Below are 26044 nucleotides of genomic sequence, written 5' to 3'. Positions count from 1 at the left end.
GAGAGGAATAATAACTAATGGGCATGATTCATTGGACAAAACATATTCGGGCAGCAGCAGCTTCCGTGCTGATTGTATCTACGCTGGCTGCCTGCGGATCACAGAACAATAAAGACGCGGCTGCTGCTCCGGAAACCGAGCTTACCGTACTGCTGGATTGGTATCCGAATGCGGTACATTCCTTCCTGTACGCAGCCGAGGAGCAAGGGTATTTCGCGGAGGAGGGTCTTAAGGTCAAGCTCCAGACTCCAGCCGATACGAATGATGCGCTCAAATTAGTCGCTACGGGCAAAGCTGATCTAGCGCTAAGCTACCAGATGCAGGTGGCGATTTCCCGTGCAGAGGACATTCCAATCGTGTCGGTGGCGGCCATCGTGCGTCATCCGCTTAACCGATTGTTTGCGCTCGATACAGCAGGCGTGCAAAGCCCGAAGGATTTGATTGGCAAAAAGATCGGATACCCATCCATTCCGCTTGACCAGCTGATCGTGAATACGATGGTCGAATCGGATGGCGGGGACGTCTCCGAGCTGAACTATATCGATATCGGATGGGATCTCATTCCTGCGATGACCACTAACAAGGTAGACGCCATAATCGGCGGCTACGTCAACCATGAGAAGCCGCTGCTGGAGAAGGAAGGCATGAAGCTGACCGCATTTGATCCATCGGATTACGGCGTGCCCGACTATTATGAGCTTGTCCTTACAGCTAGCGAGGAGGGGCTTGCGAGCAAAAGCGAGGCATTTAAGAAATTTATCGCTGCAGCGGCCAAAGGCCAGCAGTATACGGCTGAGCATCCGAAGGAATCGCTCCAGAATCTGCTGGATTCGCAGAATGAGAATTTCCCGCTGGACGCGGAGATTGAGAAGCAGAGTTTGGATATTTTGCTGCCGCTCATGGATGCCGGGTCGGAGCCGTTTGGTTCTCAAACCGCTGACTCTTGGAATGCCGTTATTGACTGGCTGAGCGAGCATGGCCAATTAAAGAAAGAGATTAAGGCAGAGGATGCCTTCCGTCCATTATAATGGAACTACAATAGAAGCAAGATGCAGCAGCAATGTGCGGAAAGGAGCAGCAGGTGGAGGAACGGTATTCAAGACAAATGCTATTTGCGCCAATTGGTGAAGCGGGGCAGCAGAGACTGATGGATAGTGCGGTTTGCATTGTAGGAATGGGAGCACTAGGAACGGTGCTGGCGAACCACATGGTTCGCGCCGGTGTCGGCCATGTGCGCCTTGTCGATAGGGATTATGTGGAGAGAAGCAATCTCCAAAGGCAAATGCTGTTCGACGAAGATGATGTGGAGCAGGTGTATCCGAAGGTAGTTGCCGCGGAGAAGAAGCTTCGCAGAATTAATTCTTCCGTTCGGCTGGAAGCGATTGTTGCTGATGTAACGGCGATTAATATCGAAGAGTTGATTGACGGTATGGATATGGTACTCGATGGGACGGACAATTTCCAAACTCGTTTCCTGCTTAATGACGCCTGCTTCAAGCGGGGTATCCCGTTTACGTACGGGGGAGCAGTCAGCTCGCGGGGGATGAGCGCGATCTTCGTTCCAGGGCAGACGCCATGTCTGCGATGCTTTATCAAGACAGGTGATTCCGGCGGTCAGACATGCGATATGATCGGGGTCATTGCGCCGGTTGTGGATATGGTCGCCTCTTATCAGGCGGTTGAGGCGATGAAATATTTGGTCGGAGATGAGAAGCAGCGAAGAAATAGCCTAGTTACCTTTGACCTGTGGCAGAATCAATACTTCGAGATGAAGCTGGGCGAGCCGGATCGCAATTGCCCCTGCTGCCAGTTGAAGGAATACCCTGCGCTGGAGCTGAATGGGGATCACGCGGTTCTGTCTTTATGCGGACGGGAGACCATTCAGATTGCGGGCAGCGGTGCGCTTGATCTTGTGCTATGGAGGGACCGGCTGGAGCAGGCGGCGGTGAAGGTAAGCCTCAATCCATTCCTGCTGAAAGCGGAGCTGCCGGAGGGCGAACGGCTTGTCCTGTTCGCGGACGGGCGCGTGCTGGTCCAGGGTACGGATGATTTCGTGAGAGCGAGAAGCTTATACGCCCGTTATATCGGGCTTTAATACAGAGGAGTGACGAACCGATGAAGGAATTTAGATTGTATGCCATTACCGGCGAGCAGTTCCACCCCGGCCGCAGCATGATCGAGGTCATGGAGGAAGCGATAAAGGGCGGCGTTGACATCATTCAGCTGCGCGACAAATCGGGTGACAAGGCAGTGATAAAAGAAAAGGCCAGAGCGCTTAGAGAGCTGACGCGGAAATACGGCATAACCTTTATCGTCAACGACTATATCGATATTGCAATGGAAGTGGATGCGGACGGCATTCATTTGGGACAAGGAGACGTGCCGCTGCTGGAAGCGAGAGAAATGGTCGGTAACAAAATAATCGGCATCTCCACCCATGCGATTGGGGAAGCGATACTTGCCGAGCAGCAGGGAGCGGACTACATCGGCGTAGGTCCGATCTACCCGACGGCTACTAAGGTGGATGTCGTTGATCCAGTCACGATTGCTTATGTACGTGAGGTCGTGAAGGAAGTCAGCATCCCGTTTGTGGCGATAGGCGGCATCAAGCTGCATAATGTGGATGAAGTTATTCAAGCAGGAGCCACTCGGATCTGCGCAGTGAGCGAAATCGTTGGAAGCGATGATGTAAAAGGCGTCTGCGAAGCGTTTATTCGGAAGCTGGAGAGAGGGTAGTGAGGACATGGAGCTTGTCATAAATGGGGAGAAGCAGCATTTGGAGCTAGTGGGTACGATTCAAGATGTCATCGAGAAGCTGGGGTTGGCCGGCAAGCCGGTCGTCGCGGAAGCGGACGGCAAGGTGCTAACCGCGGAGCTATGGACCGAAACAGCGGTATATCCAGGCATGAAGATAGAATTGGTTCATTTCGTAGGAGGAGGCTAGACGCATGCATACAGATTCGCTTACCATTGGCGGTCGTACGCTGACCTCCCGGTTTTTCATTGGAACAGGACTTTTTCCTAACCCTTACGTGCAGAAGGAAGCTATTAAAGCTTCCGGCGCAGAGGTGTTGACCTTTGCGATTAGAAGAATCAATCTCGCTTCAACGGAGGATGATTCGATCCTTCAGCATCTGGAAGGCGAGAACTATGTGTATTTGCCGAATACCTCCGGTGCGCGGAACGCGGACGAGGCGGTACGTATTGCCCGGCTTGCACGCGCATCCGGTCTCAGCGACTGGATCAAGGTGGAGATTAGCGTCAATGAACGGACGCTTCTGCCAGATCCGATCGAGACGCTTAAAGCAACCGAGCAATTAGTGAAAGAAGGCTTTACGGTACTGCCGTATACCTCGGATGATCCAGTCATTTGCAAGCGGCTGGAGGAAGCAGGAGCGGCGGCTGTCATGCCTGGCGCGGCTCCGATCGGAACCGGTCTAGGCATTCTGAACCCATATAACCTCGGCTTGATCGTTGAGGAGGCAGGCGTACCGATTATTGTGGATGCTGGACTTGGCTCGGCAAGCGACGTCGCGCAGGCGATGGAGCTTGGCGTGAGCGGCGTGCTGATGAACACGCCGGTCGCCAAGGCGAAGGACCCGGTAAGGATGGCGAGAGCGATGAGCCTGGCTATCGAAGCGGGTCGCCTATCTTATCTGGCTGGCCGAATTGGTAAGAAGAGGTACGCCTCAGCAAGCAGCGGGCTTGATGCATTCAAATTGAAATAGCCGGATTTACGGGAGCGATGGGGAATTGAAGAAACAACAAGTAATCGTCATGGGCGGAGGCATCATCGGCTTGTCATGTGCCCTTGAGCTGCAAAGACGCGGCCATCAACCGATGGTGCTAGAAACGAAGCGCTGCGGCGGACAAGCTTCCGGCGCGGCTGCAGGCATGCTTGCCCCTTACTCGGAAAATGTCGAGGGGCCAGATTCGTTTTTTCGGCTGTGTCTAGAAAGCCTTCAGCTGTATCCGGAGTGGCAGCGGGCTGTAAGGGAGATTTCCGGTGAGTCCTTTGAATATACGGAGTCGGGCAGTCTGTACGTCGCTTATCACGAAGCTGATCTGCTGGCGCTTGAGGGCAGACTGCTCTGGCAGCGGCAATACGGCTCCACCGGCATGATCGTGGAAGGCGATGCGCTGTATCGCATGGAGCCGCTGCTTACGGGTGAGGCGAGAGCTGCGTTATACACGCCGGAGGAGAGCCATATCTATGCGCCACATTATGTGCGTGCACTTGAGGCGGCATGCCGGCGCCTAGGCGTGCAAATTTATGAGGAGCTGGAGCAGCTTGAAATCGTAGAATGGCAGAGCGAGATCATTGTGCGCGCAGCAGACGGACGTTTCTTTGAAGGCGACCAGCTGCTCGTATGCTCGGGCGCTTGGGCGCAGCATCTGACGGACACCTTTCATCTGAATATCCCGGTGTATCCGATTCGCGGACAAATTTGCGCCTACGAGGCAGAGGCGAGACCGGTTTCGCATATGGTTTTTTGCAATCAAGGCTACTTGGTGGGCAAAGGAAACGGGACGCTCGTGTGCGGCGCATCGGAGGACGTTGCGGGCTACGACACGACCGTCACGGAGAAAGGAATAAGCCGGCTCTTGAATTGGAATAAGCAGCTGTTTCCGTTCCTTGCGGAGCAAACGCCGTTTCACAGCTGGGCAGGCCTGCGTCCGGCAACTCAGGACGGCTTTCCGTTAATTGGACCGGTACCGGGAACGGAACGCGTCGTGCTCGCGGTAGGGCATTATCGCAACGGCATCTTGCTTAGTCCGGCTACAGCGCTTCTAGCGGCGAATTATATATCGGACAAGCAGCTTTCGGTATTCGAGGATGCTTTTCTGCCAAATAGGTTCATCTGATCATCTAATCGAGGCGGTGATTTGACCAATGTGGTCTGGCGATTCTTTGTTAGAGAAGCTATATAATGAAGCGGTAAGCGAGCATCGGCTCAAGTCAATGCGGGAGCTTCGAAATGAACGCAGACCAAGATTGAAAGCAGCGCTGCGTGATGCGATTGGTCGTTTCGAGTCTAACCCTGGACATGCTCCTAAGCTGCTCGAACGTGTGCAATGCGAAGGCTATGTGCGGGAGCGGGTGGAGCTGTCCGCCACACCGGAGCTGACGTTTGCTGCTTATATCCTCATTCCGGATCAGATTTTAGAGCCGCTGCCTGGCGTGCTTGCCATACACGGTCATGGTTATGGCAGCCGAGAAATCGTCGGACTCCTTAAGGATGGCACGATAGACAAAGAAAAACCGGGCATTCATCAGCATTTTGCGTTACAGCTTGTTAAGAGGGGCATGGTTGTAATCGCTCCAGATGTGATCGGTTTCGGCGAACGCCGGCTGCGAGCAGATCTTGCGCTGAATCCCGATACGCCTAGCTCTTGCTACAAATTGTCTACACAGCTGATGATGCTTGGGAAGACTCTTACAGGTCTTCGTGTCGCCGAAGCACTGCAGGCGTTCCATTATTTGGCTGCAAGACCGGAGGTTAACGCGGAACGTATCGGAGTAATGGGCTTCTCCGGCGGTGGGCTGATCGGCTTTGCAGCATCCGTTCTGGAATCAAGGCTTCAGGCGACGGTATTAACGGGTTTCACGAACACGGTTAAAGACAGCATATTTGCAGTTCACCATTGTATTGACAACTATACGCCGGGCTTACTCGTTCATGCGGAGCTGCCAGAGCTTATCGGGCTTATCGCGCCGCGTCCGTTGTTTCTTGAATCGGGCGAGCATGATCCCATTTTCCCAGTGGCAGGCTTCCGTAAGGCGGCAGCCGACATTAAGGGGATTTATGAGGCTGAGGGAGCTGGAGATAAGCTTGAAATCGACGTATTCCCCGGTGTACATGAGGTAAGTGGGCGTCTTTCTTACGATTGGCTAAAGCGAACATTGTCAAACAAAGTGTAACTTAAATGAAATGCTTTTTTCCTAGTAGGCTGCCGCGTTGTTCACGGCACGCTTTGGAGAAAGGCATTTTTCTTATGCAAAAAAACGTTTATCGTTGTCATTAGAATCGAAGAGCAGAGGAATAAAGAATCTATTTTAAATCGGGTTAAACGCTTAAAAAAGTTATTCTCATCCACTATAATACTCGTTTTATACCTTTGTTTAGTTGAGAGCCGTCGCTACAATAAGTATAGAAATGACGACGAAGGGGTAATGTTGACTATGGATAAGCATGCCTATTTAATAGCTATTGAAGCTGTAATTGCGAACGGCAAGTTTAAGGATAATTGGCAGTCGTTAAGCGAGTATGAGGTGCCGGCATGGTATAAAAGAGCGAAGTTCGGCATTTTTATCCACTGGGGCGTGTATTCGGTTCCAGAATTCAAGAGCGAGTGGTATCCAAGAAATATGTATATCCAAGGCTCGGATGAATACAAGTATCATATCGAAACCTACGGACAGCACAAGGATTTTGGCTATAAAGATTTTATTCCAATGTTTAAAGCGGAGCGGTTTGATGCTGCCGAGTGGGCGGAGCTGTTCCGGAGGTCTGGCGCCAAATACGTCATGCCTGTTGCGGAGCATCATGATGGGTTCCAGATGTATAAGAGCGAGGTTTCTTCTTTCAATGCGTATGAAATGGGACCGCAGCGAGACGTTCTCAGAGAGCTGAAAGAGGCGTTCGAGGAGCGCCAGATGACGTTCTGTGTATCCTCTCATCGGGCAGAGCATTGGTTTTTTCTATCACATGGCAAGGCGTTTGAGTCGGACGTAAAAGAGCCGCTCGAATGTGGAGATTTCTATTGGCCGTCGATGCCGGAACCGGACCACCAGGATCTGTACGGCTCCCCGCCTACTCGCGAGTATTTAGAGGACTGGTTAATAAGATGCTGCGAGCTCGTAGATGCGTATAAGCCAAGTGTTTTTTATTTTGATTGGTGGATTCATACGGCAGCTTTTAAGCCTTATCTTAAGAAGTTCGCAGCTTATTATTACAACAAAGCAATGGAGTGGGGAATGGAGGTAGCGATCAATTATAAGCATGAGGCTTTTCATTTCGGAACAGCTGTGCCTGATGTAGAAAGAGGACAATTCGCTGAGCTGAAGCCATATTTCTGGCAGACGGATACCGCTGTAGCCAAAAATTCTTGGAGCTATACGCCAGGCAATGATTATAAAACGTCGGTCGAAATTATTCGCGATTTGGTTGATATCGTCAGTAAAAACGGTAGTTTGCTGCTTAATATCGGGCCTAAAGCGGATGGTTCGATACCAGAAGAAGATAAACAGATTCTACTTGAAATCGGCGATTGGTTGAAGGTTAACGGCGAGGCGATTTACGGCACATCCTATTGGCGTACTTTCGGAGAAGGGCCGACCTTAGTAGAGGAAGGACAATTCACGGACGGGAAGACGAAGGCTTTCACTAGCGAGGATATTCGGTTTACGGTGAAAGGCAGCTGTCTTTATGCAATTGCACTTGTGTATCCTAAGGATGGGATCGTTAAGATCAAGTCGCTGCGGGAGAAATCCCATAATTTCCAAGGGATCATCGAGGAAGTTAGCCTTATGGGCTTTGATGAGCAGCCGATCTGGGAGAGGACGGAGGAAGCGCTGGTCGTGAAGACAAACACGGTTCAGAGCGCTGCTCCGGTTGTCATTCGTTTGACACTTGATTGAGGTCTACGTAATTAAGAAAGGCAGGATCGGGGAATGCCCTTATCCTGCCTGCATTCGTATGCTATAACTTCTATTGTACTAAATGCTCCAAATCCGGTTGTAATTTGGTCCGTAGAACATATAACATGATGGCACCAACAAGAAACGCAACGGCATCCGCAATGACGATCGACCAGACAACCCCGTGGAAGCCATTCATGCGATTGGCGATATACATCACAGGAATCAAAGTAATCCCTTGAATGACTGACATAATAAATGCAGCCGTTCCTTGTGCCGTTGCTTGGAAGATCCCGGTAAACATCGAAGTCATTCCTGTAATGAACAAGGATAAGAACGTCACGTGTAGAATATAGCTGCCCATTTCGATTAATTGCGGATCATTCGTAAATAAACCAATTAAGTGTCCGGAAATCAGATAGACGATAACGCCGAACACGACCGCTAGTACCAAAATTGCTTTTATCGTGAATCCAATGGTATGCTTCATGCGTAATTTATTCGCTGTAAAAGAGAAGGCAATCAACGGCACGACTCCCTCGCATAAGCCCATCAGAATAAACTCTGGAAATTGCAATAAACGTGATGAAATTCCATATGCCGCTACGGCCTGATCCCCATATTCAATAAGAAAATGGTTAAAAATGAGCGACATTGCACCCAAAAAGATACTCATAATAAAGATGGGAACTCCGATTTTGAATACATTGCTCAAAATGTCCTTGGTAGCCTTGAACCATTTTACGGAGACCGTCAAGAATTGGCTCTTATTTCCCATATGGAAGGCGTAGAAAGCACTCGCTACCAAGTTAGAAATGACCGTAGCGGACGCAACGCCGATTACATCCCAATGGAACACGAAGATAGCTAATGTATCTAGAATAATATTTACAACCACACTTAGAATCATACCGATCATCGACGTTATTGCTGCGCCTTCCGAGCGCACGATATTCTCCAGCGTGAAGAACAGAACGACGAATGGTGAACCAATAAGCATAATGGTGACATAGTCCTTCGTGAATCCGAAGGACTCAGGCGTAGACCCCAGGCCATGAACGATTGGATCGATAAAAGGGATGCCGATGGCAATCACGACAAGTCCGAGAACTAAACTACTATAAAAGGCGAATGAAGATACATGCTTGACATCATCATATTTTTTCTCGCCCAGTAAACGGGAGATGAATGTACCGCTGCCCATGCCGATCAAGTTGCCTAACGCCATAATAATTGCGAACAACGGCAAGGTTAATGCGAGTGCGGTTAACATGGCAGTATTGTGGAGTGTACCAAGGAAATAGGCATTCAAGATGGAATATATGACACTCATTGATGTGCCTAGCATCATAGGTACAGCGAAGTGAGCTACGGCTTTTGCGACAGGTGCTTTCTCAAAGTAATGGAGGTTATCTCTATCCATGCGGGTCACCACTTTCTTCATTTGTTTCGGCTTCAATCTAACGGTGTTAGTTTGAACCTTACAGTGTTAGATGATATCATGAACCTATGGACCTGTAAAGCATAAACTTACACTGTTAGATAAGAGAGGGTTAGCGATGAAAAAGCAGCAGCCACAAATTTCGGAGGATAAGATTTTGGAAGCTTCGTGGGAGCTTCTAAGGGAGGAGGGCATCGAGAAATTCAGCATGAGACGGTTGGCCGACCGTCTAGGAATTCAGGCTCCCTCTTTGTACTGGTACTTCAAGAGCAAGCAGAATCTCTATCAGCGTCTGGCCAACCAGGTATCGAAAGTGATTCTGGAGGAGTTCCACTCCGAGGGGGATTGGAAGGAGCAGTTAACGGAGCTTGCATTAACGGTTAGGAGCGTGCTCAGCCGATATCCCTGCTCCACGCAGCTCATGATGATGACATTGCCCCATGAACCTGACATCATACGATTCACTAACCGTATGCTGCTCTGCGTTGAATCGACGCCGCTTGAGCAAGAGCAGAAAATACAAGTGGTTACTACGCTTGTGAATTATGTCTTCTACTTCGTTCTGGACGATTATCAGCATGAGCGCAATGTCTCTGCTATTCTTAAGGACCAGGGAGCACTTCCGGGTGAGGAAATGAATCGCCTTCTGGATTCTATGAGCGAAACGGATGTGGGGCTGTTCCGGAGGATGTTCACGAACGGTCTGTTCGAGCTGATGGGGACCGACGGAGCATTTGAGTTCGGATTGAAGCTGATTTTGCTTGGAATTGAGCAGGTTATAAAGGAGCAGGAGAAGTAGAATGTAAGATCGCTACGGTCGGCTATATTGAGTCATCGTGCCGCGCTTCGATATTTCAAAGGTGTTGTCCCCATTACCCGTTTGAACAACCGAATGAAATACGAAGCGTTCGGGTACCCAACAAGAGTGGAAATATGCTCCACTGAGTAGGCGGTTCCGTACAAGAGGCGGCATGCTTGCTTAATTCTTCTTGCCAAAATATAATCGGACAAGCTGCTTCCCGTTTCCTGCTGAAACAGTCGAGACAAATGATATTTGGACAAATGAAGCGATTCTGCTAAGTCATCAAGCCTAATCTCCTCCGAGTAATGCTCTTCGATCCACTGCATCATTTGCTCTGAATAAGTAAAGGATCTGGAGTTCTTCTCTTTCAGAGCTGGTTCTTTTATCTTTTCTAAGTTATTCATGAGCACATGGACAAGCTGAAGCATCAGCATATTCATATCCTCCTCGTCAAAGCCTTTCTCTTGTCCTTTCGATTTGGCAAATGTGGAAATCACATGCTCAATAAAGTTTGCGCTTGCATGCAAATCCATTCCGGATTCGCGGATTCGTTCTTTCCATAGCTGCTCGTAATGCTTCCGATGCCGGGGAAACGCAAGCAGGCTGTCTTCAAAATAATGAGGTTCGAAATGGATGACGGTGCGCACATAAGGCGTTTCCTCACTAACGCTGGCATATACCTTATGGAGCTGGTAAGGCTGGAAATAGAAAAGCAGCCCTTGGCGCATTTCATAGGTTTTTTGGTCTACGATTACGCTGCCAGTGCCCTTATGTATGTACAGTATTTCACAGCACTGATACCAGTGGTAAAAGTCAGAAAAATGAGAGGCCGAATCCGATTTACTCGCGAACAAAAGTGGTTGGCCGGCGAATGGGACAGGCTCGAATAGTTGGTTCATTGTATCCTCCGGGACAGCAGGGCTGGAATAAGTCTATTATATCAAAATGCATACACCATCACGCCAATTGAAAAACAGCAAGCTGCCCATCCTAATCAGGATAAACAGCTTGCTGTTTTTGTTTCGTTTCGCGAATGAAAGTTGAAGATCTATTTGGCCTGAATATAACCTTCTGCTTTAAGCAGCTCAGCAATCAGAACGGCACCGCCTGCAGCGCCGCGCAGCGTATTATGCGACAGTCCGACAAATTTGTAATCGAATAGGCTGTCCTCGCGCAATCTGCCTGCCGAAACACCCATACCGCGCTCGATATCACGATCGAGTCTTGTCTGCGGTCTGTTCTCTTCTTCGAAGTAGGTGATAAATTGCTTCGGCGCACTAGGCAGGCCAAGCTCCTGCGGACGTCCTTTGAATTGCAGCCAGCGTTCCAGAATTTCATCCTTCGATGGTTTGTTCTCGAACGATACAAACACGGTTGCCAAATGTCCATCCAATACAGGAACGCGAATGCATTGCGTCGTAATTAATGGCGCGCTTGCTTTTACGATTTCGTTATTGACTATGCTGCCCCAAATACGCAAAGGCTCCTGCTCGCTTTTTTCTTCCTCGCCGCCAATATAAGGAATAACGTTATCCAGCATTTCAGGCCAATCGGTAAAGTTTTTGCCAGCTCCGGATATCGCCTGATAGGTGGATGCGACTACGTTTGTTGGCTTGAAGTCCAGCAAGGCATGAAGCGCAGGCACATAGCTCTGAATGGAGCAGTTAGGCTTAACGGCAATAAACCCAGTTGACGTTCCAAGGCGTTTTCTCTGTGCGGCAATGACTTCAAGGTGACCGTCATTAATCTCAGGAATGACCATCGGGACATCAGGTGTCCAGCGATGAGCCGAATTGTTGGAAACGACCGGCGTACCTGTTTTGGCATAAGCTTCTTCCAGCGCTTGAATTTCATTCTTCTTCATATCGACCGCGCAAAAGATAAAATCGACCTGGGAGGCAACCTCATCTACTTTTGCAGCGTCCAAAATGACCATATTTTTTACCGCTTCAGGCATAGGCGTAGACAGCTTCCATCTGCTTTGAACGGATTCTTCATACGTTTTACCTGCTGATCCGGCGCTTGCAGCAATCACCGTTACTTGAAACCAAGGATGCTGATCCAGCAAATCAATGAAACGCTGGCCAACCATGCCAGTGCCTCCTACAATACCAACCTTTAATTTTTGCGTCATGATATTCCATTCCTTTCAGCTTTATATAATCTTCCCTAAATAACTATTCAAAAAGTTTAGTTTGGTGTACCCGTTGCCGGCTTTAAGCGATATTTTCTTTGTCCCAATAAAAAAAATCCCACCCCCAAGACTATATGCAGTCTCAGGGACGAGATTTGTATACTCGTGGTACCACCCTTAATTCGCTAATAGGTCGCCATATTAGCCTCTTCAAGTACGACATTGCTAGGAATGCTTATACTTTAGCTCTGTAACAGGAGCTCCTGTCGCACCATCCCCCAATAGGCAGGGTTCCGATGCGCTGCTCTGAGTCTTTATTCAATAAGGAATCCATGCTCCTTTTCAGCTAACGGAGCTCTCTGTGGAAGAATTCGTTTATTTACTCATCTCTTCATCGCATTTGAATATTGCGATTATATTATCAGATAACCTTCACGAGGTAAATACTATTTTTAAAAATTAGAAAACTTTACACATTTGAGTCCTTGTTTTAGCCTAATTATGCCAATTATGACGCTTCCGCTGCTGCCGATTTCACGCCAAGCGCCTCAACTCGTATATTGCTTGCGAAACTTCGTCGGGGGCATGCCAATTTGGCGGGTGAAGCAGTTCGAGAAGTAGGGGGCGTTCTCGAATCCGACGTACGATGCGATTTCAGCCACAGGCCATTCCGTCTTCAATAGAAGAAGCTTAGCTTGCTCCAATCTGTATTTGGACAAGTAGTCGATCGGCGTCATGCCGTATACCTGCTTCATGCAGCGCATGATGTAGTTGTAATGGAAATTCAGGGCGTCACTCAACATTTTACTCGTTATCTCCGTACGATAGTTGTTTTTGATATAAACCTCTGTTTTCTCGGCAAGGGTAACGGACGGGCTTGTATAGCTGTCATTTTGACGCAAATCCATCATCCGCAGGAGCTCCTCGAACGATTGCTGCTGCGTCCAGAAAGCCCGTGATTGACGCTCTTCACTGGCATTGTTCAGCGCGCGCATAATTCGGTAGGTTTGCTCGGGATACGGAAGCGTCCAAGCCTTCTGAATATGAAGCGAGTAAGGTGAGGTTAGAAATCGGTTGTAATGGTTGTCATGGCTAATGCTGGCATGGTCCAGCTCCGTTTGCTGCCATTCGCCAACAGGCAGAAAGTGAACCCAATAAAAGACCGTCTCTTCCTCGGAGGGCTTTACGGAATAATGGTGCCGATTCGGCAATAGCAGCAGCGTCTGGCCAGCTGTTAATTGCCAATGCCTGTCTTCCTCGCCTATGAACAAACAGCCGCTCTCCACAACGAGCAAATCAAATACGCCAAGCTGTCTGCGATTGGGATGCTGATCACCGCGTTTATGGACGGTAACGCCGCTCTCTAAATAGTAGGGAAGCGGCGGCGCAGCGAAATAAATATGATCGTTGACGTCAAGCATTCGAAGCCAAGCCTCCTTGCTTGTGTGATATTTTATAAGAAATAGGTTAGTTGTGTTTGTATTTATGTTCTATTCTAACGCATAAAATAGAAATCAGCAGTATGAAATATATGAAGTCATGGAGAGGTGCGATACGGATGGGACAAGCGTTAGGCAAGGTTCAAGCGAAGCCGGTTTCACTGAAACAAGTTCAAATTACAGATCACTTCTGGAATTATTATATTGATTTGGTGAGAGATGTCGTCGTGCCTTATCAATGGGATGCGATAAATGACCGGATTGAAGGAGCAGAACGAAGCGGTGCGGTAAGCAATTTCAAAATTGCTGCCGGTTTGGAAAAAGGGGACTTTTACGGCTTTGTATTCCAAGATACGGACGTAGCCAAGTGGCTTGAGGCCGTTGCCTATTTGCTCGTAACGAAGCGGGATGACGCACTTGAGCAGCTCGCGGACGAGATGATCGATATAATCGGCAAAGCCCAGCAGCCAAGCGGATACCTCAATACCTACTTTACGATAAAAGAGCCAGGCAAAAAGTGGAAGAATCTAACGGAATGCCATGAGCTGTATTCGGCTGGCCATATGATCGAGGCGGGCGTCGCTTATTACAATGCCACTGGGAAGCGGAATCTGCTTGATATCGTATGTCGAATCGCGGACGACATTGCTGTAGTATTCGGCGACGGTCCAGGGCAAATTGCAGGCTATGACGGTCACCAAGAGGTAGAGCTTGCACTAGTGAAGCTGTATGAAACGACGGGCAATCGCAAATATTTGGATATAAGCAGCTACTTCATCGATAAGCGCGGGCAGCAGCCGAGCTTTTTCGAGGCAGAGGCTGACGCGCGGGGCAGATCGACGCATTGGAACAACAATAAGATTCATATCGATCCGGAATATTTCCAAACCCATCTTCCGGTACGTGAGCAAGAGGCGGCGGTCGGACATGCCGTACGCGTTGTGTATATGCTGGCTGGAATGGCGGATGTTGCGAGAGAAACTGGAGATGAGTCGCTAATTGACGCATGCCGCAGACTATGGGATAACATTGCTTCCAAGCAGATGTATATTACAGGCGGCATCGGTTCGATGGCACACGGAGAGGCGTTCTCGTTCGATTATGATTTGCCCAATGATACGGTATATTCTGAAACCTGCGCTTCAATAGGTCTTATTTTCTTCGCTCACAGGATGCTGCAGCTGGAACCCAACAGCCGTTATGCCGATGTCATGGAACGAGCGCTGTTTAATACCGTGCTTGCAGGCATGTCCCGCGACGGCAGGCATTTCTTCTATGTAAATCCGTTGGAGGTTACGCCGGACGTATGCGAGGGTAAAAACAAAAATTTCAACCATGTGAAGCCTGTCCGCCAGGAGTGGTTCGGCTGTGCATGCTGCCCGCCGAATATCGCTCGCCTGCTGGCATCGCTAGGTGAATATATGTATTCAACGAGCGGCAATACGATTTATTCCCATCTTTATATCGGTGGCGAGGTAGAGCTTTCGCTGGACGGGACAAAGATTAAGCTGAACCAGCATTCTTCGCTTCCATGGGAAGGAACAGCGCGGTTCGAGATTTCGCTTGCGAAGCCTGCTGCCTTCGAGCTGGCGCTGCGCATTCCGGATTGGGCTTCGGAAGCAGCGGTTGTCGTTAATGGCGAAGCCTATGCGCTTACAGACAAAGTGGTTGACGGCTACGCAAGGATTGAGCGTGTATGGACTTCCGGCGACCAGCTTGAGCTTGTACTCGATATGCCTATACTTCGCGTAAGAAGCCATCCGCTCGTCAAGCAAAACGCCGGCAAGGTTGCGCTGCAGCGCGGGCCACTCGTCTATTGCTTAGAAGAGGCTGACAACGGAGCGCAATTGCAGCAGCTGCTGCTGCCGCAGGATGCGAAGCTTGAAGACACATATGAAGATAGTTTAATCGGCGGTATTCATGTCATTAAAGCGGAAGGATCAAGGCTTCAATTCGAGCAATGGGGCACGCAGCTATACCGCACGAATGCGGAAGCAGCCATAGAGCCTGCCAATCTTGCTTTTATTCCTTATTATGCGTGGGCAAATCGCGGCAAGGGCGAAATGGCCGTGTGGGTTAAGGAACGTTTCTAATATCTGCTGCACATGTTATTTTGTATGGCAGTTTAAACAATTGAAGGTTTAAATAGGCGGTCGTTCCCGGGATAGCGGGGAGCGACCGCCTTTTCAAAATATAAGACTTTATAGGTTTCACGCGATAACGTATTCTTCTATTTCTACGGGAAACGGATAACCTCCTCTTGCAGAGGACGGCGAAGCCGTTTCTTTTTGTGTCCCGGTATAGAAAACGAACAAGCTTCCCGTGAATAAGTTCTTTAGTTTATAGGGTTGACACTATAGTTTTTACATTGTGTGGTTGATTTAAGAAATTTACTATTTAAGTATCGAGCTTTCCAAAAATTGAATAGCTGAGAGACGAGCAGGATCGTCTGTATTCAGGATATAATCAATAGGTTGAAGCCATACGCCGATACGGCGGCAGATGATCAGAAGAACAAGGAGGAAGGATAACATGCATTTGCATCGTGCAATTTTGGTTGATGATGAATCCTTTACCCGAAAAGGTTTAATGAAGCTTATCGACTGGGAAGCATGCGGATTTCAAATCGTTGGAGAGGCAGACAACGGAGAGGATGCGCTGGAGCTTATTAAGCGCATTCAGCCTGAGCTTGTCATAACCGATATTCGGATGCCGGTCATTGACGGCTTGGAGCTGATAAGACTTGTCTCGATAGAAACGATGCTGAAGCCTTCTTTCATAATTATTAGCGGCTATAATGATTTTAAATATGCCCAGCAAGCGATGCGCTACGGCGTACATGATTTTGTAGTCAAACCGATAGACGATATCGAGTTTTCCGCTATTTTGCAAACGTTAAACGGGAAGCTGAAGCAAGAAAAAGAAGAGCAGCTGAAAAAGGAAAGGCTGCAGGGGAGCGAGCTCATAAAAGCACTTATTCTAGAAGAAGCGGATGCGGCCTCCACGGATGAGTGGGAGGTCCGTCTGAATCTCGGCAAGAAGGATCGCCTTACTTATGTATTCGCAGAGCTTAATGACAACCATAGCTGGAAGCAAGCGGGTCAGATGGTTTCCAGTGCCCGTTTCCATGAAATTCTGCGAGAAGAGCTAATCCGGCTAACTGGCATCGTTCAACCTATCTGCATGCATGAGCACCGCAACCGAATTGGCTTCTTGCTGACGAGTCAACTGCTGGATTCATTTCAAGGAGACCTGGAGCGGTTCTTGACTAAGCTTAGAACCATGTTGGACGTTCAATACGGGAAAACGGTATTTCTGTATGCGGGTACGTTTGTTCCGCGGTTATCTGATCTTCGAGATTCGTATAAGTCAGCCAAAGAGGCGCTGCTTTATAAATATATCAACGAGGATAAGCGCATCGTTGTTTATGATCAAATCCGCTCGGAGCAGCTCCAATACATCGGATTTGAGCCGTCGCTGCTTCATTTGTTCATGGAGCAATTCGAGGAGCAGAAGCAGGATTCCGTACAAGCGACAGTCGAGCAATGGTTCCGTGATTTTCGCGAAAAGCGTTATGCGCCCGAGGCGATTAAGATGAACCTTCAACAATGCGTATTAGGCATTCTGAAAACAATCCGCAGCATGGAAGGTGACGAGCTTACCTTGTCTACGCTGCAGCCGGTACTGAATTGGCATGACCTCAATCTTTCGCTCGGCGAGCTCCGGCGGCTGTTTGCAGCGTTTATTGAAGAGAGCCAGCACTATGTCGCGGAGCTTCGCGGGGAGCAGCAGAAGGGCGGCATTCAGAAAATCAAAAGCTATATTGAGCTTCATTATTCGGAAAATATAAGCTTGAAGAGCATCGCTGCGAAGTTTTATATCAATCCCGTATATTTGGGTCAGCTGTTCAAGAAGACATACAGCGTTTATTTCAATGAATTTCTGCTTCAATTGCGCGTCAACGAAGCGAAGAAGCTGCTGCGCCAATCATGCTCCATGCGAATTTACGAAATTGCCGAAAAAGTTGGATTCAGCAATGCGGATTATTTTGTGACCCAATTTGAGAAAATTGAGCAAATGACGCCTACGGAGTACCGCAATCAGCTAAAGTGAGCCTGTCCGCTATGCATAAGCTTGTCCAGAAAAAAGGGGAGTATCCATGTGAAGCTGCACTTCAATCTCAATCATGTCCGGTTGCGCAATAAGATGCTGATCGTTTACGTATTTTCCGTCTTTCTTCCGATCGTGCTGACGAACGTCATTTTCTACAATGTGACGACAAATAACGTGAAAAACCAGCGAATGAAAGATATCTCTCGGGCAGTTGACCAAATCAACAACGAGTTCCGTTCAGAGGTGGAGGATGCGGTAACGATCTCATCCGTGTTCTATACCGACTACAATCTGAACGAGATTTTGGAAACGGATTATAAGGAGCCGGCGGCTTATGTGGAGGCTTACGATACGTATTTCCGCAGAATTCTGAACAGCTATACCCCCGTCTACACGTCCATTCAGAACATTAAAATATTTGTGGAAAACCCGACTATGCTGCACTCTGGCGGAATTGGGTTTCTTTCCGATGAAATGAAGCAAACGGATTGGTACAAGCTGCTGCAGAAAAAAAACAGCGCATACCCGATCTTTATACGCACGCAGCAGGAGGATTTTTTGAAAAGCGACGGCAATGCCGTACGCAATACGTTCAGCATCATTCGTGAAATGAATTATTTTGAATCCAAAAACAACTGGAAAAAGTATTTGAAAATCGATTTGAAAACGAGCACAATCGAGCAGATTTTTCAAAACCAAAACCTGCAGGGCAATATTTATCTCGTGAATGACAAAGGGCAAATTGAATTTACGACAGATCCTGCCGTGGACTGGCGCATGGAATCGGTCAATTATGATGCTATGGAATTCCCGACAGATGCGATCGCCTTCCAAGCGAACTATTCCTATGTCAGCTACTTAGAAAATTGGCGCATCATCGGTACGATTTCCGAGGAGGAGGTACTGAAGAGTGTACGGCAATCTAGAGAGTTTGTTATTGTGCTGGCATTTTTGAACATTTTCATCCCTACGGCCATCATTTTATGGATCACGCGATCCTTGAATATGCGGCTGATTCAAATATTGCGCCATATGAAAAAAGTGAAAAACCAGCATTTCGATACGATTAAAGCAGGGGAATACCGGGATGAAATTGGCCAATTAACGAGCGAATTCAACCGGATGACGATACAAGTGAAGAGCTTGATTGATGACGTATATATAGCTGATATCCAGACCAAGACGCTAGAGCTCGAGCGAAGGAAGGCACAGCTAAATGCGCTTCAAAGCCAAATTAATCCGCATTTCTTATTCAATGCGCTAGAGACGATTCGTATGCGGAGCCTAATAAAGGACGAAGCGGAAACCGCCAAGATCATTCATAACATGGCCAAAATATTCCGAACCTCCCTTACCTGGGGAAAGGACCGCGTTATGGTAAGCGAGGAAGTCGAATTCATCATCTGTTTCCTCGAAATTCAAAAATACCGTTTCGAGGATAGAATGGTGTACGAAATCGAAATCGACCCTTCCGCGAAAGGCTGCATGGTACCCAAAATGATGTTTCTACCGTTTGTAGAAAATGCTAGTATCCACGGCATTGAGCCGCTAAAGCATGGCGGGCTGATCCAAGTGAAAGTTGCACGAGCGGATGAGGAACTGATCTTCTCGATCACGGATAACGGGATAGGCATGGATGAAGGGAAAGTGCAAAAGCTATATAGGTACTTGGACAGCGAGGAGGAGCTTGGGGAGCGCATAGGCGTTCAAAATGTCATTTATCGCTTAAAGCTTATTTACGGTGACCGGTTTCAGATTCTCATTCAAAGTAGCCCGGGACAGGGGACGTTCATACAGGTTAAAGTTCCCGTTGAATAAACATGCTGCACTCGATGGCGCAAAAGGATATATGATTTTGAAAGTATGAACTATAGTTTGGCGGGTGAACAAAGATTTTTAATTTTTTTATAATGAAAGTGCTTACAAAAAACAAAAGATTGGAAAGGGGCTAGAAAAAGTGACAAAGAAATTATTATTTGTTTGTTTGGCTGCCTTCATGATTTTTACTGTAGCATGCTCGAATAACGGGAATGGCGGGGAAGCAAAGCCATCAAACAGCACGAATGACACAAATACGGCCGTGAACAGCGAGACAGAGAAGCCTGTTGAGAAAGTGACCTTTACTTATTTCAACGGAGTTGCGGCGGCAAAGGATACGAACACGAACGAGACAAAGATCGGAAAGCTGCTTGAGGATCAAACAGGCGTTAACTTCAAAATTGAGCATTTGGTCGGAGATTTGAACACAAAGATCGGAACGATGATCGCGTCGAATGCTTATCCCGATGTGATGATCCCTGATGCGGCAATTGATAAGATTCTCGATGCAGGTGCTTTCATTGCACTCGATGAGCTAATCGAGAAATATGGTCCGAACATCAAACGCGTATATGGCCCGTATTTCAACCAAATGAGAGCTGCTGACGGTAAAATCTACTTCCTGCCGTTCTCCAACACAGTCGGAGAGTACATTCCAGATCCGAATATCAACCAAGGCGCCTTCTGGGTACAGCGCCGCGTACTGAAGGAAGCGGGGTATCCGAAAATTACGACGCTGGATGCCTATGTGGATTTAATTAAAAATTTCGTAGAGAAGCATAAAGACGAGGAACTGACAGGGATGGTTTCCTTAACGCATGACTGGCGCTTTTTCGCTACCTCCAATCCTCCGAACCATCTAGCTGGTTATCCGAATGATGGCAATGTCATTGTAGACATGACGACATTCGATGCCAAAACTTACGCAGCGGATGACAATACGAAGCGTTGGCTGTCCAAGCTGAATGAGCTGAACGCGCAAGGGCTGTTCGATAAGGCTTCCTTCGTAGACAATTTTGATCAATATTTGGCGAAATTGACTTCGCATAAGGTTGTGGGCTTCTTCGATTACGGCTGGCAATTCGCCAATGCTCAGAATGCGCTTAAGGATGCAGCGAAAGCCGATCCGACGCAGGACGATTTCGTTTACTTCCCATTGCCGGTAACGTTCGACGGACAGAAGGACCAATACTTGGACCCTCCAGGCTTCGTGAAAAACCGCGGCATGGGCATTACGGTTAGTGCGAAGGATCCGGTTCGCATCATTCAATATCTCGATAATCTGCTAACGGACGAGAACCAAATTTTGCAAAAATGGGGCATCAAAGGCGAGACCTACGAGGTTGACGACAAAGGCCGCATGTTCCGTACCGCTGAGCAAATTGCTAAAATTGACGAGCCGTTCAATGAATCCTTCGGCTTCAAATACTATTCATGGAACTGGCCGCTGTATGGAGGCGGTTCATCGCTGCCTGACGGCAACTCCGCAGCACCTGGCTTGCAGCCGGAAGTATTCCAAATGAGCCTCACGGACGCAGATAAAATGATTCTTGACAAGTATGGCGTAAAAACCTATTCCGAAATGTTCGCTGCACCGGATGACCGTCCTTGGTATCCATCATGGGGTATTCCGAAGGAGCAGGGCTCTGCGCAGCAAATATGGGAAACGAAAAAAGACGAAATTACGAAAAAATACTTCCCTAAGCTTGTACTTGCGAAGACAGCCGACTTTGATAAAATCTGGGCGGAATATTTGGAGGCGTTCGGCAAGCTCGATACCGCAGCCTACGAGAAATGGACGACAGACGAAGTGAAGAAGCTCATCGAGGCTTCCAAACAATAAATAGCAAACTAGAAGAGAGCGAAAGGCCGGTTTTCAGCTTAAGGAGCTGGCCTTTCTGCTGCTCTAGCCTCATTCAGTCCGGAAGGAGAGAGAATAGATGGAACATAAACCTACGATGCCAGCGTCACCTCTGATGTTGCCCAAGAAGCCGTCAGGACTGAAGCGTTTTGCGATAAAGCTTGTCGAGCAGCGTGTGCTCGTACTTATGTCTGTACCGTTTTTGGTTTGGCTGTTCATTTTTAAATACATGCCTCTTTGGGGGTGGACCATCGCCTTCCAGGATTATAAGCCAGCGAGAAGCTTCGGCGAACAGACGTGGGCGGGATTCGAGCATTTTAAGTTTCTATTCCAGGATGAGCGTTTCATTCGCGTTCTTCGCAATACGCTTGCAATGAGCGGAATCAATCTCGTTCTTGGCTTCGTGACAGCCATAACACTTGCCTTGCTGCTTAACGAGGTACGTAAGGTAGCTTTCAAGCGAATTGTACAAACGGTCAGCTATTTGCCGCATTTCATTTCATGGGTTGTTGCGGCCAGCATTATTCAGACCACGTTATCGCCAGATGGCATTATCAATCAATTGCTGTTGTGGATGGGCTTCGTAGAGAAGGGTGAGGAAATCCTGTTCCTCGGCATTCCGGAGCAATTCTGGAATATATTCGGCGCAAGCTCCGTGTGGAAAGACGTAGGTTGGAATACGATTGTCTATTTGGCAGCCATGACGATGATCGACCCTGCGCAATACGAAGCGGCGGAGATGGACGGGGCAGGTCGGATCAAACGGATGTGGTATGTAACGCTGCCAGGTATTAAACCGGTTATTATCGTATTGCTAATTATGAATATCGGGTATTTGCTGGAGTCGGGCTTCGAGCCGCAGTATTTGCTGGGTAATGGCATGAATGTCGACTTTTCAGAGAACCTTGACATATTTGTACTGAAATACGGAATTGCACAAGGCAATTATTCGTTATCCATTGCGGCTGGCATGTTCAAAACAATCATCAGCTTCATTCTCTTATTCGCGGCCAACAATCTTGCGAAGCGAATGGGCGAGTCCAGACTATTCTAGAGGAAGGGGTGCGTCATGAATCATTCTGAAGCGGTGCCCACAAAGCCAAGCCAGATTCGTTCGTCGCGCGGCGATCGTATCTTCGATATTTGCAATTATATTTTTCTCACCTTGCTGATGGTTGTAACCCTGTACCCATTCTTGAATACGGCTGCCGTATCGCTGAATAACGCGACCGATTCGATCAAAGGGGGCATCTATTTGCTTCCTCGGATGTGGACACTCGACAACTATGCCTACGTCATGAAGGAATCAACGATTTTCCATGCGACGCTTATTTCCATTCTGCGCACAGTCATTGGGACGATTGCTACTGTATTTTGCTCGGCAATGGTCGCGTATACGATTACCCGGCAAGAATTCGTGCTTCGTAAGTTCGTGACGATAGCCTTTATACTGACCATGTATTTCAACGGCGGCCTTATTCCGAACTTTTTATTAATCCGTGATTTAGGTTTGCTCGACAATTTCTGGGTCTACATCTTTCCAGGCCTGATCGGCGTGTTCAATTTAATTATCATCCGCTCCTTTATCGAAGGGCTGCCGGAGAGCATATTGGAGTCGGCAAGAATTGACGGGGCAGGCGATTTCAAAATGTTCTACAGCATCGTGCTGCCGCTGTGCGTTCCTGTGCTTGCCACCGTAGCTTTGTTCTCGGCCGTCTATCAATGGAATCAATGGTTTGACGTATTCCTCTACAACTCGTCGAACATTGATTTGAGCACATTGCAGTATGAGCTTCAGAAAATCCTTCAAAATTCCAATGCGTCCTTAACGACCAAATCTGCTGGCGATGCATTCGCCAATGCGGGCAATTCTGGGGCCAATACGGTAACGCCGTTCGCTATTCGGGCAACAATGACTATTGTAGCGTCGCTACCGATCATTATGGTGTATCCGTTCCTGCAGAAATATTTCGTAAAAGGGATGACGGTTGGCGGCGTGAAAGGATAACGCCTGAGGAGGCATAAACAAACGTGAATCTTTCCATGTATAAAGCATGGCTGAATGTTCAGCTGATTGAAGATGAAGAAAGGAGAGAAGCATATGCCTCTCTCCTCGGGCAGGTATCGGTTGAATGCGAGCCGACCTTGGTCTTGCAAACAGCTTTAAAAGAGCTGCAGCAGGGTATTCAGGCATTGCTCGGCATTTCGGTGAGCCTGAAGGAAGGCTCACCGAACCGATCGGAAGAAGAGAACGTAGGCGGGCTCCATATCCGCCTATCTTCTGAAGCTAAAACTCAGGGAGAGCGGAGGCAGCGTGAGGAAGGATTCGAGATTCAGTATCTGCAAGGTGCGAATGGACAGGCGGCTATACATCTGACTGGAGGTTCCGACAGAGGCATCTTGTATGGGGTATTCCATCTGCTGCGAATGATCGCTTCCGGTAAGCAGGCAGCCGAGCTGAATGCCAAAGAGTCACCTGTCAATGAGCTGCGCATGATGAATCAATGGGATAATGCCGACGGCACCGTTGAGAGAGGATATGCTGGCAAATCTATTTTTTATGGAAACGGCCGCATTGCAAGCGACTTGGGGCGAATTCGGGATTACGCGCGGCTGCTCGCTTCCATCGGGCTGAATGCCATTTCCGTCAATAATGTGAATGTACACGAGCTGGAGACCCGGTTCATCACGGAGGAGCAACTCCCGGAAGTAGCGCGCCTTGCTGATCTTTTCCGGGCATTCGGAATTTCGTTGTTCCTAAGCGTTAATTTCGCTGCTCCTCTGCAATTAGGCGAACGGAATACAGCAGACCCGCTTGATGAAGGCGTGCAAAGCTGGTGGAAGGATACGGCTGCACGCATTTATTCCCATATTCCCGATTTTGGAGGATTCGTAGTGAAGGCGGACTCCGAGCACCGTCCCGGCCCCTTCACATACGGGCGTGATCATGCGGACGGAGCGAACATGCTTGCGGATGCGCTTGCCGATTATAGCGGACTCGTCATATGGAGATGCTTCGTTTATGACTGCATGCAGGATTGGCGGGACAGGAAGACGGATCGCGCACGCGCGGCGTTTGATCACTTCAAGCCGCTGGATGGCAGGTTGAGAAGCAATGTGCTGCTGCAGATCAAAAACGGCCCCATGGATTTCCAAGTACGGGAGCCCGTGTCTCCTTTGATAGGCGCGCTCAAGGAAACCAACCAGATGGTTGAGTTTCAAATTACGCAGGAATATACCGGCCAGCAGCGCCATCTATGCTACCTCGTGCCGCAGTGGAAGCAGGTACTGGATTTCGATTCGTATGCGCAAGGGGAAGGCTCGCAGGTCAAACGGATTGTGGACGGTTCATTGTACGGCACGGTACATAGCGGAATAGCTGCCGTATCGAATATAGGGGATGATGCAAGCTGGACCGGTCATATTCTCGCGCAGGCGAATTTGTACGGGTATGGCAGGCTTGTATGGAATCCGGAGCTGACCGCTGAGCAGATTGCATTGGAATGGGCTGCGGCCACGTTCGGGAACGATCCTGCGGTAACAACCGCGGTCATCAGCATGCTGATGAAGTCATGGCCTATATATGAAGCCTATACGGCGCCGCTTGGCGTCGGCTGGATGGTTGCGCCTAATCATCATTACGGACCAGACGTAGACGGTTATGAGTATTCGAGATGGGGAACCTATCATTTCGCGGATCGGGAGGGCATCGGCGTAGATCGAACGCAAGCAAGTGGAACAGGGTATGCTTCGCAGTATAGCGAGCCGAATGCATCTCTCTATGAGAATGCGGCTACCTGCCCGGATGAGCTATTGCTTTTTTTCCATCATGTACCGTATACGCATGTGCTGCAATCCGGAAAAACGGTCATTCAGCATATTTATGATACGCATTTCGGCGGTGCGGAAGAAGCGGAATGCTTGCGGCAGCAGTGGGCTGAATTGGAAGGCAAAATCGATGCAACAAGCTTTGTCCACGTTGCGGAGCGGTTGGATCAACAAGCGGAGCATGCCAAGCATTGGCGCGACGTGATCAATACGTATTTCTACCGCAAATCGGGTATTCCGGACGCGGGCGGGCGAGTGATCTATTAGCTGTTAGATTCGTTGAACACAACATGGTGAACAATCTATATAATAAAACCGCTATGCTGTGAACTGCACCTCCAAAAGGTAGATGGTATCTAACTTTAGGGGGCCACTTCACAGATAGCGGTTTTTTTTGCATATCTTTATTTGCACTAATTTCGTTTGCGTAAGTTGGGTATTTTCATAAGGTCCGATTAAGCTTAATCTCAAAATCAGGCTTGGTGATATAGTCCATATAGCAGATGCTTCCATTAAAATCCAGATAGGCCTGGTAACGGGTACGGATCGCCGGAGAAGTGATGAATGCCAGCACATCTGCCTTGTCGAACCACCCGCTTTCTGACGTTTCCTCCGATACAGCTAGCTGCCCGCCTTCTGCCTTGCATGAAAAGTCCATCATGACCTTCGTTGGAACGTCAGTCACACCGTCATGCCACTTATAGGTTCCTGTATTCGAATAAATGCCAATTAAACATGAAATAGCAGCATCGATTCCGCTTTCCTCTTTTATTTCCCGGATTAATGCGTCGATTACATTCTCGCCTGCTTCTACCTGTCCGCCCGGGAAAACCCATCCGTCATGTTCTGTTTTCACCAGTAGAATCTGTCCGTGTTCGTTTTCTACGAATCCGCCTGCTGCTACAATATGCGTTGGCATGGGCATGCATGTAACCTCCAATAACGATTATGGGGATAAATATATAG

Annotated in this window: 21 protein-coding genes and 1 other annotated feature; of the genes, 16 read left to right on the top strand and 5 right to left on the bottom strand. The window is 48.4% G+C overall.

Annotation, left to right across the window (positions count from 1 at the left end):
• Positions 1 to 17: 17 nt before the first annotated feature.
• The 8 genes from AB4Z29_RS01510 to AB4Z29_RS01475 all read left to right on the top strand — a co-directional run bounded on the left by AB4Z29_RS01510 (position 18) and on the right by AB4Z29_RS01475 (position 7642).
• Positions 18 to 1028, top strand: coding sequence for an ABC transporter substrate-binding protein (locus AB4Z29_RS01510; protein WP_441941393.1), 1011 nt, complete (start codon positions 18 to 20; stop codon positions 1026 to 1028).
• Between the two features lie 32 nt (positions 1029 to 1060).
• The gene (locus tag AB4Z29_RS01505; protein ID WP_441941392.1) at positions 1061 to 2095 is read left to right on the top strand and encodes a ThiF family adenylyltransferase; all 1035 of its coding nucleotides are present in this window, start codon (positions 1061 to 1063) and stop codon (positions 2093 to 2095) included.
• A 20-nt stretch (positions 2096 to 2115) separates the two neighbouring features.
• Entirely contained in the window at positions 2116 to 2736 is a 621-nt protein-coding gene (gene thiE / locus AB4Z29_RS01500) for a thiamine phosphate synthase (RefSeq protein ID WP_441941391.1), read from the top strand.
• Between the two features lie 7 nt (positions 2737 to 2743).
• Positions 2744 to 2944 (top strand): sulfur carrier protein ThiS, encoded by a 201-nt coding sequence (gene thiS, locus AB4Z29_RS01495; RefSeq protein WP_441941390.1) that lies wholly within the window; start codon positions 2744 to 2746, stop codon positions 2942 to 2944.
• A gap of 4 nt (positions 2945 to 2948) precedes the next feature.
• Entirely contained in the window at positions 2949 to 3728 is a 780-nt protein-coding gene (locus AB4Z29_RS01490; protein WP_441941389.1) for a thiazole synthase, read from the top strand.
• A 49-nt stretch (positions 3729 to 3777) separates the two neighbouring features.
• Positions 3778 to 4866: a glycine oxidase ThiO gene (gene thiO, locus AB4Z29_RS01485; protein WP_441941581.1), complete on the top strand. Its 1089-nt coding sequence runs from the start codon at positions 3778 to 3780 to the stop codon at positions 4864 to 4866.
• Positions 4867 to 4894: 28 nt separating this feature from the next.
• The gene (locus AB4Z29_RS01480) at positions 4895 to 5923 is read left to right on the top strand and encodes a dienelactone hydrolase family protein (protein WP_441941388.1); all 1029 of its coding nucleotides are present in this window, start codon (positions 4895 to 4897) and stop codon (positions 5921 to 5923) included.
• Between the two features lie 261 nt (positions 5924 to 6184).
• Complete coding sequence (locus AB4Z29_RS01475) at positions 6185 to 7642, top strand: alpha-L-fucosidase (protein ID WP_441941387.1); 1458 nt, start codon at positions 6185 to 6187, stop codon at positions 7640 to 7642.
• 70 nt (positions 7643 to 7712) lie between these two features.
• Here AB4Z29_RS01475 and AB4Z29_RS01470 read toward each other — a convergent pair whose 3' ends face one another.
• Entirely contained in the window at positions 7713 to 9065 is a 1353-nt protein-coding gene (locus tag AB4Z29_RS01470; protein ID WP_441941386.1) for an MATE family efflux transporter, read from the bottom strand.
• A 136-nt stretch (positions 9066 to 9201) separates the two neighbouring features.
• Between AB4Z29_RS01470 and AB4Z29_RS01465 the strand changes: the two genes are divergently transcribed.
• Positions 9202 to 9882 (top strand): TetR/AcrR family transcriptional regulator, encoded by a 681-nt coding sequence (locus AB4Z29_RS01465; protein ID WP_441941385.1) that lies wholly within the window; start codon positions 9202 to 9204, stop codon positions 9880 to 9882.
• Between the two features lie 32 nt (positions 9883 to 9914).
• On the opposite strand, the gene AB4Z29_RS01460 is transcribed toward AB4Z29_RS01465, so the two are convergent.
• The 3 genes from AB4Z29_RS01460 to AB4Z29_RS01450 all read right to left on the bottom strand — a co-directional run bounded on the left by AB4Z29_RS01460 (position 9915) and on the right by AB4Z29_RS01450 (position 13440).
• Entirely contained in the window at positions 9915 to 10784 is an 870-nt protein-coding gene (locus AB4Z29_RS01460) for a helix-turn-helix domain-containing protein (protein WP_441941384.1), read from the bottom strand.
• Positions 10785 to 10933: 149 nt separating this feature from the next.
• Positions 10934 to 12019: an aspartate-semialdehyde dehydrogenase gene (gene asd / locus AB4Z29_RS01455; RefSeq protein ID WP_441941383.1), complete on the bottom strand. Its 1086-nt coding sequence runs from the start codon at positions 12017 to 12019 to the stop codon at positions 10934 to 10936.
• A 141-nt stretch (positions 12020 to 12160) separates the two neighbouring features.
• Positions 12161 to 12423 (bottom strand) — a binding site (T-box leader).
• A 144-nt stretch (positions 12424 to 12567) separates the two neighbouring features.
• Complete coding sequence (locus tag AB4Z29_RS01450; protein WP_441941382.1) at positions 12568 to 13440, bottom strand: helix-turn-helix transcriptional regulator; 873 nt, start codon at positions 13438 to 13440, stop codon at positions 12568 to 12570.
• A gap of 137 nt (positions 13441 to 13577) precedes the next feature.
• On the opposite strand from AB4Z29_RS01450, the gene AB4Z29_RS01445 reads away from it, so the two are divergent.
• From AB4Z29_RS01445 to AB4Z29_RS01415, 7 genes are all read left to right on the top strand, one after another.
• Positions 13578 to 15551, top strand: a complete 1974-nt coding sequence (locus AB4Z29_RS01445; protein WP_441941580.1) for a glycoside hydrolase family 127 protein — start codon at positions 13578 to 13580, stop codon at positions 15549 to 15551.
• Between the two features lie 439 nt (positions 15552 to 15990).
• The gene (locus AB4Z29_RS01440) at positions 15991 to 17571 is read left to right on the top strand and encodes a response regulator (protein WP_441941381.1); all 1581 of its coding nucleotides are present in this window, start codon (positions 15991 to 15993) and stop codon (positions 17569 to 17571) included.
• A 48-nt stretch (positions 17572 to 17619) separates the two neighbouring features.
• Positions 17620 to 19389: a sensor histidine kinase gene (locus tag AB4Z29_RS01435; RefSeq protein WP_441941380.1), complete on the top strand. Its 1770-nt coding sequence runs from the start codon at positions 17620 to 17622 to the stop codon at positions 19387 to 19389.
• A 139-nt stretch (positions 19390 to 19528) separates the two neighbouring features.
• A complete protein-coding gene (locus AB4Z29_RS01430) occupies positions 19529 to 21232 on the top strand; it encodes an ABC transporter substrate-binding protein (protein ID WP_441941379.1) in 1704 nt (567 codons plus the stop codon).
• 115 nt (positions 21233 to 21347) lie between these two features.
• Positions 21348 to 22304 carry an ABC transporter permease gene (locus tag AB4Z29_RS01425; protein WP_376769692.1) on the top strand — a complete coding sequence of 319 codons (957 nt, stop codon included), beginning with the start codon at positions 21348 to 21350 and terminating at the stop codon, positions 22302 to 22304.
• Between the two features lie 15 nt (positions 22305 to 22319).
• Positions 22320 to 23258, top strand: coding sequence for a carbohydrate ABC transporter permease (locus AB4Z29_RS01420; RefSeq protein ID WP_441941378.1), 939 nt, complete (start codon positions 22320 to 22322; stop codon positions 23256 to 23258).
• A gap of 35 nt (positions 23259 to 23293) precedes the next feature.
• A complete protein-coding gene (locus tag AB4Z29_RS01415) occupies positions 23294 to 25345 on the top strand; it encodes an alpha-glucuronidase family glycosyl hydrolase (protein WP_441941579.1) in 2052 nt (683 codons plus the stop codon).
• 175 nt (positions 25346 to 25520) lie between these two features.
• Here AB4Z29_RS01415 and AB4Z29_RS01410 read toward each other — a convergent pair whose 3' ends face one another.
• Positions 25521 to 26003 (bottom strand): NUDIX hydrolase, encoded by a 483-nt coding sequence (locus AB4Z29_RS01410; protein WP_441941377.1) that lies wholly within the window; start codon positions 26001 to 26003, stop codon positions 25521 to 25523.
• Positions 26004 to 26044 lie beyond the last annotated feature (41 nt).

This window comes from Paenibacillus sp. 2TAB23 (assembly GCF_052115165.1).
Classification (GTDB): Bacteria; Bacillota; Bacilli; order Paenibacillales; family Paenibacillaceae; genus Pristimantibacillus.
Note: the sequence above shows the minus strand (reverse complement) of the source record. Positions and strands in the feature narration are given on the sequence as shown.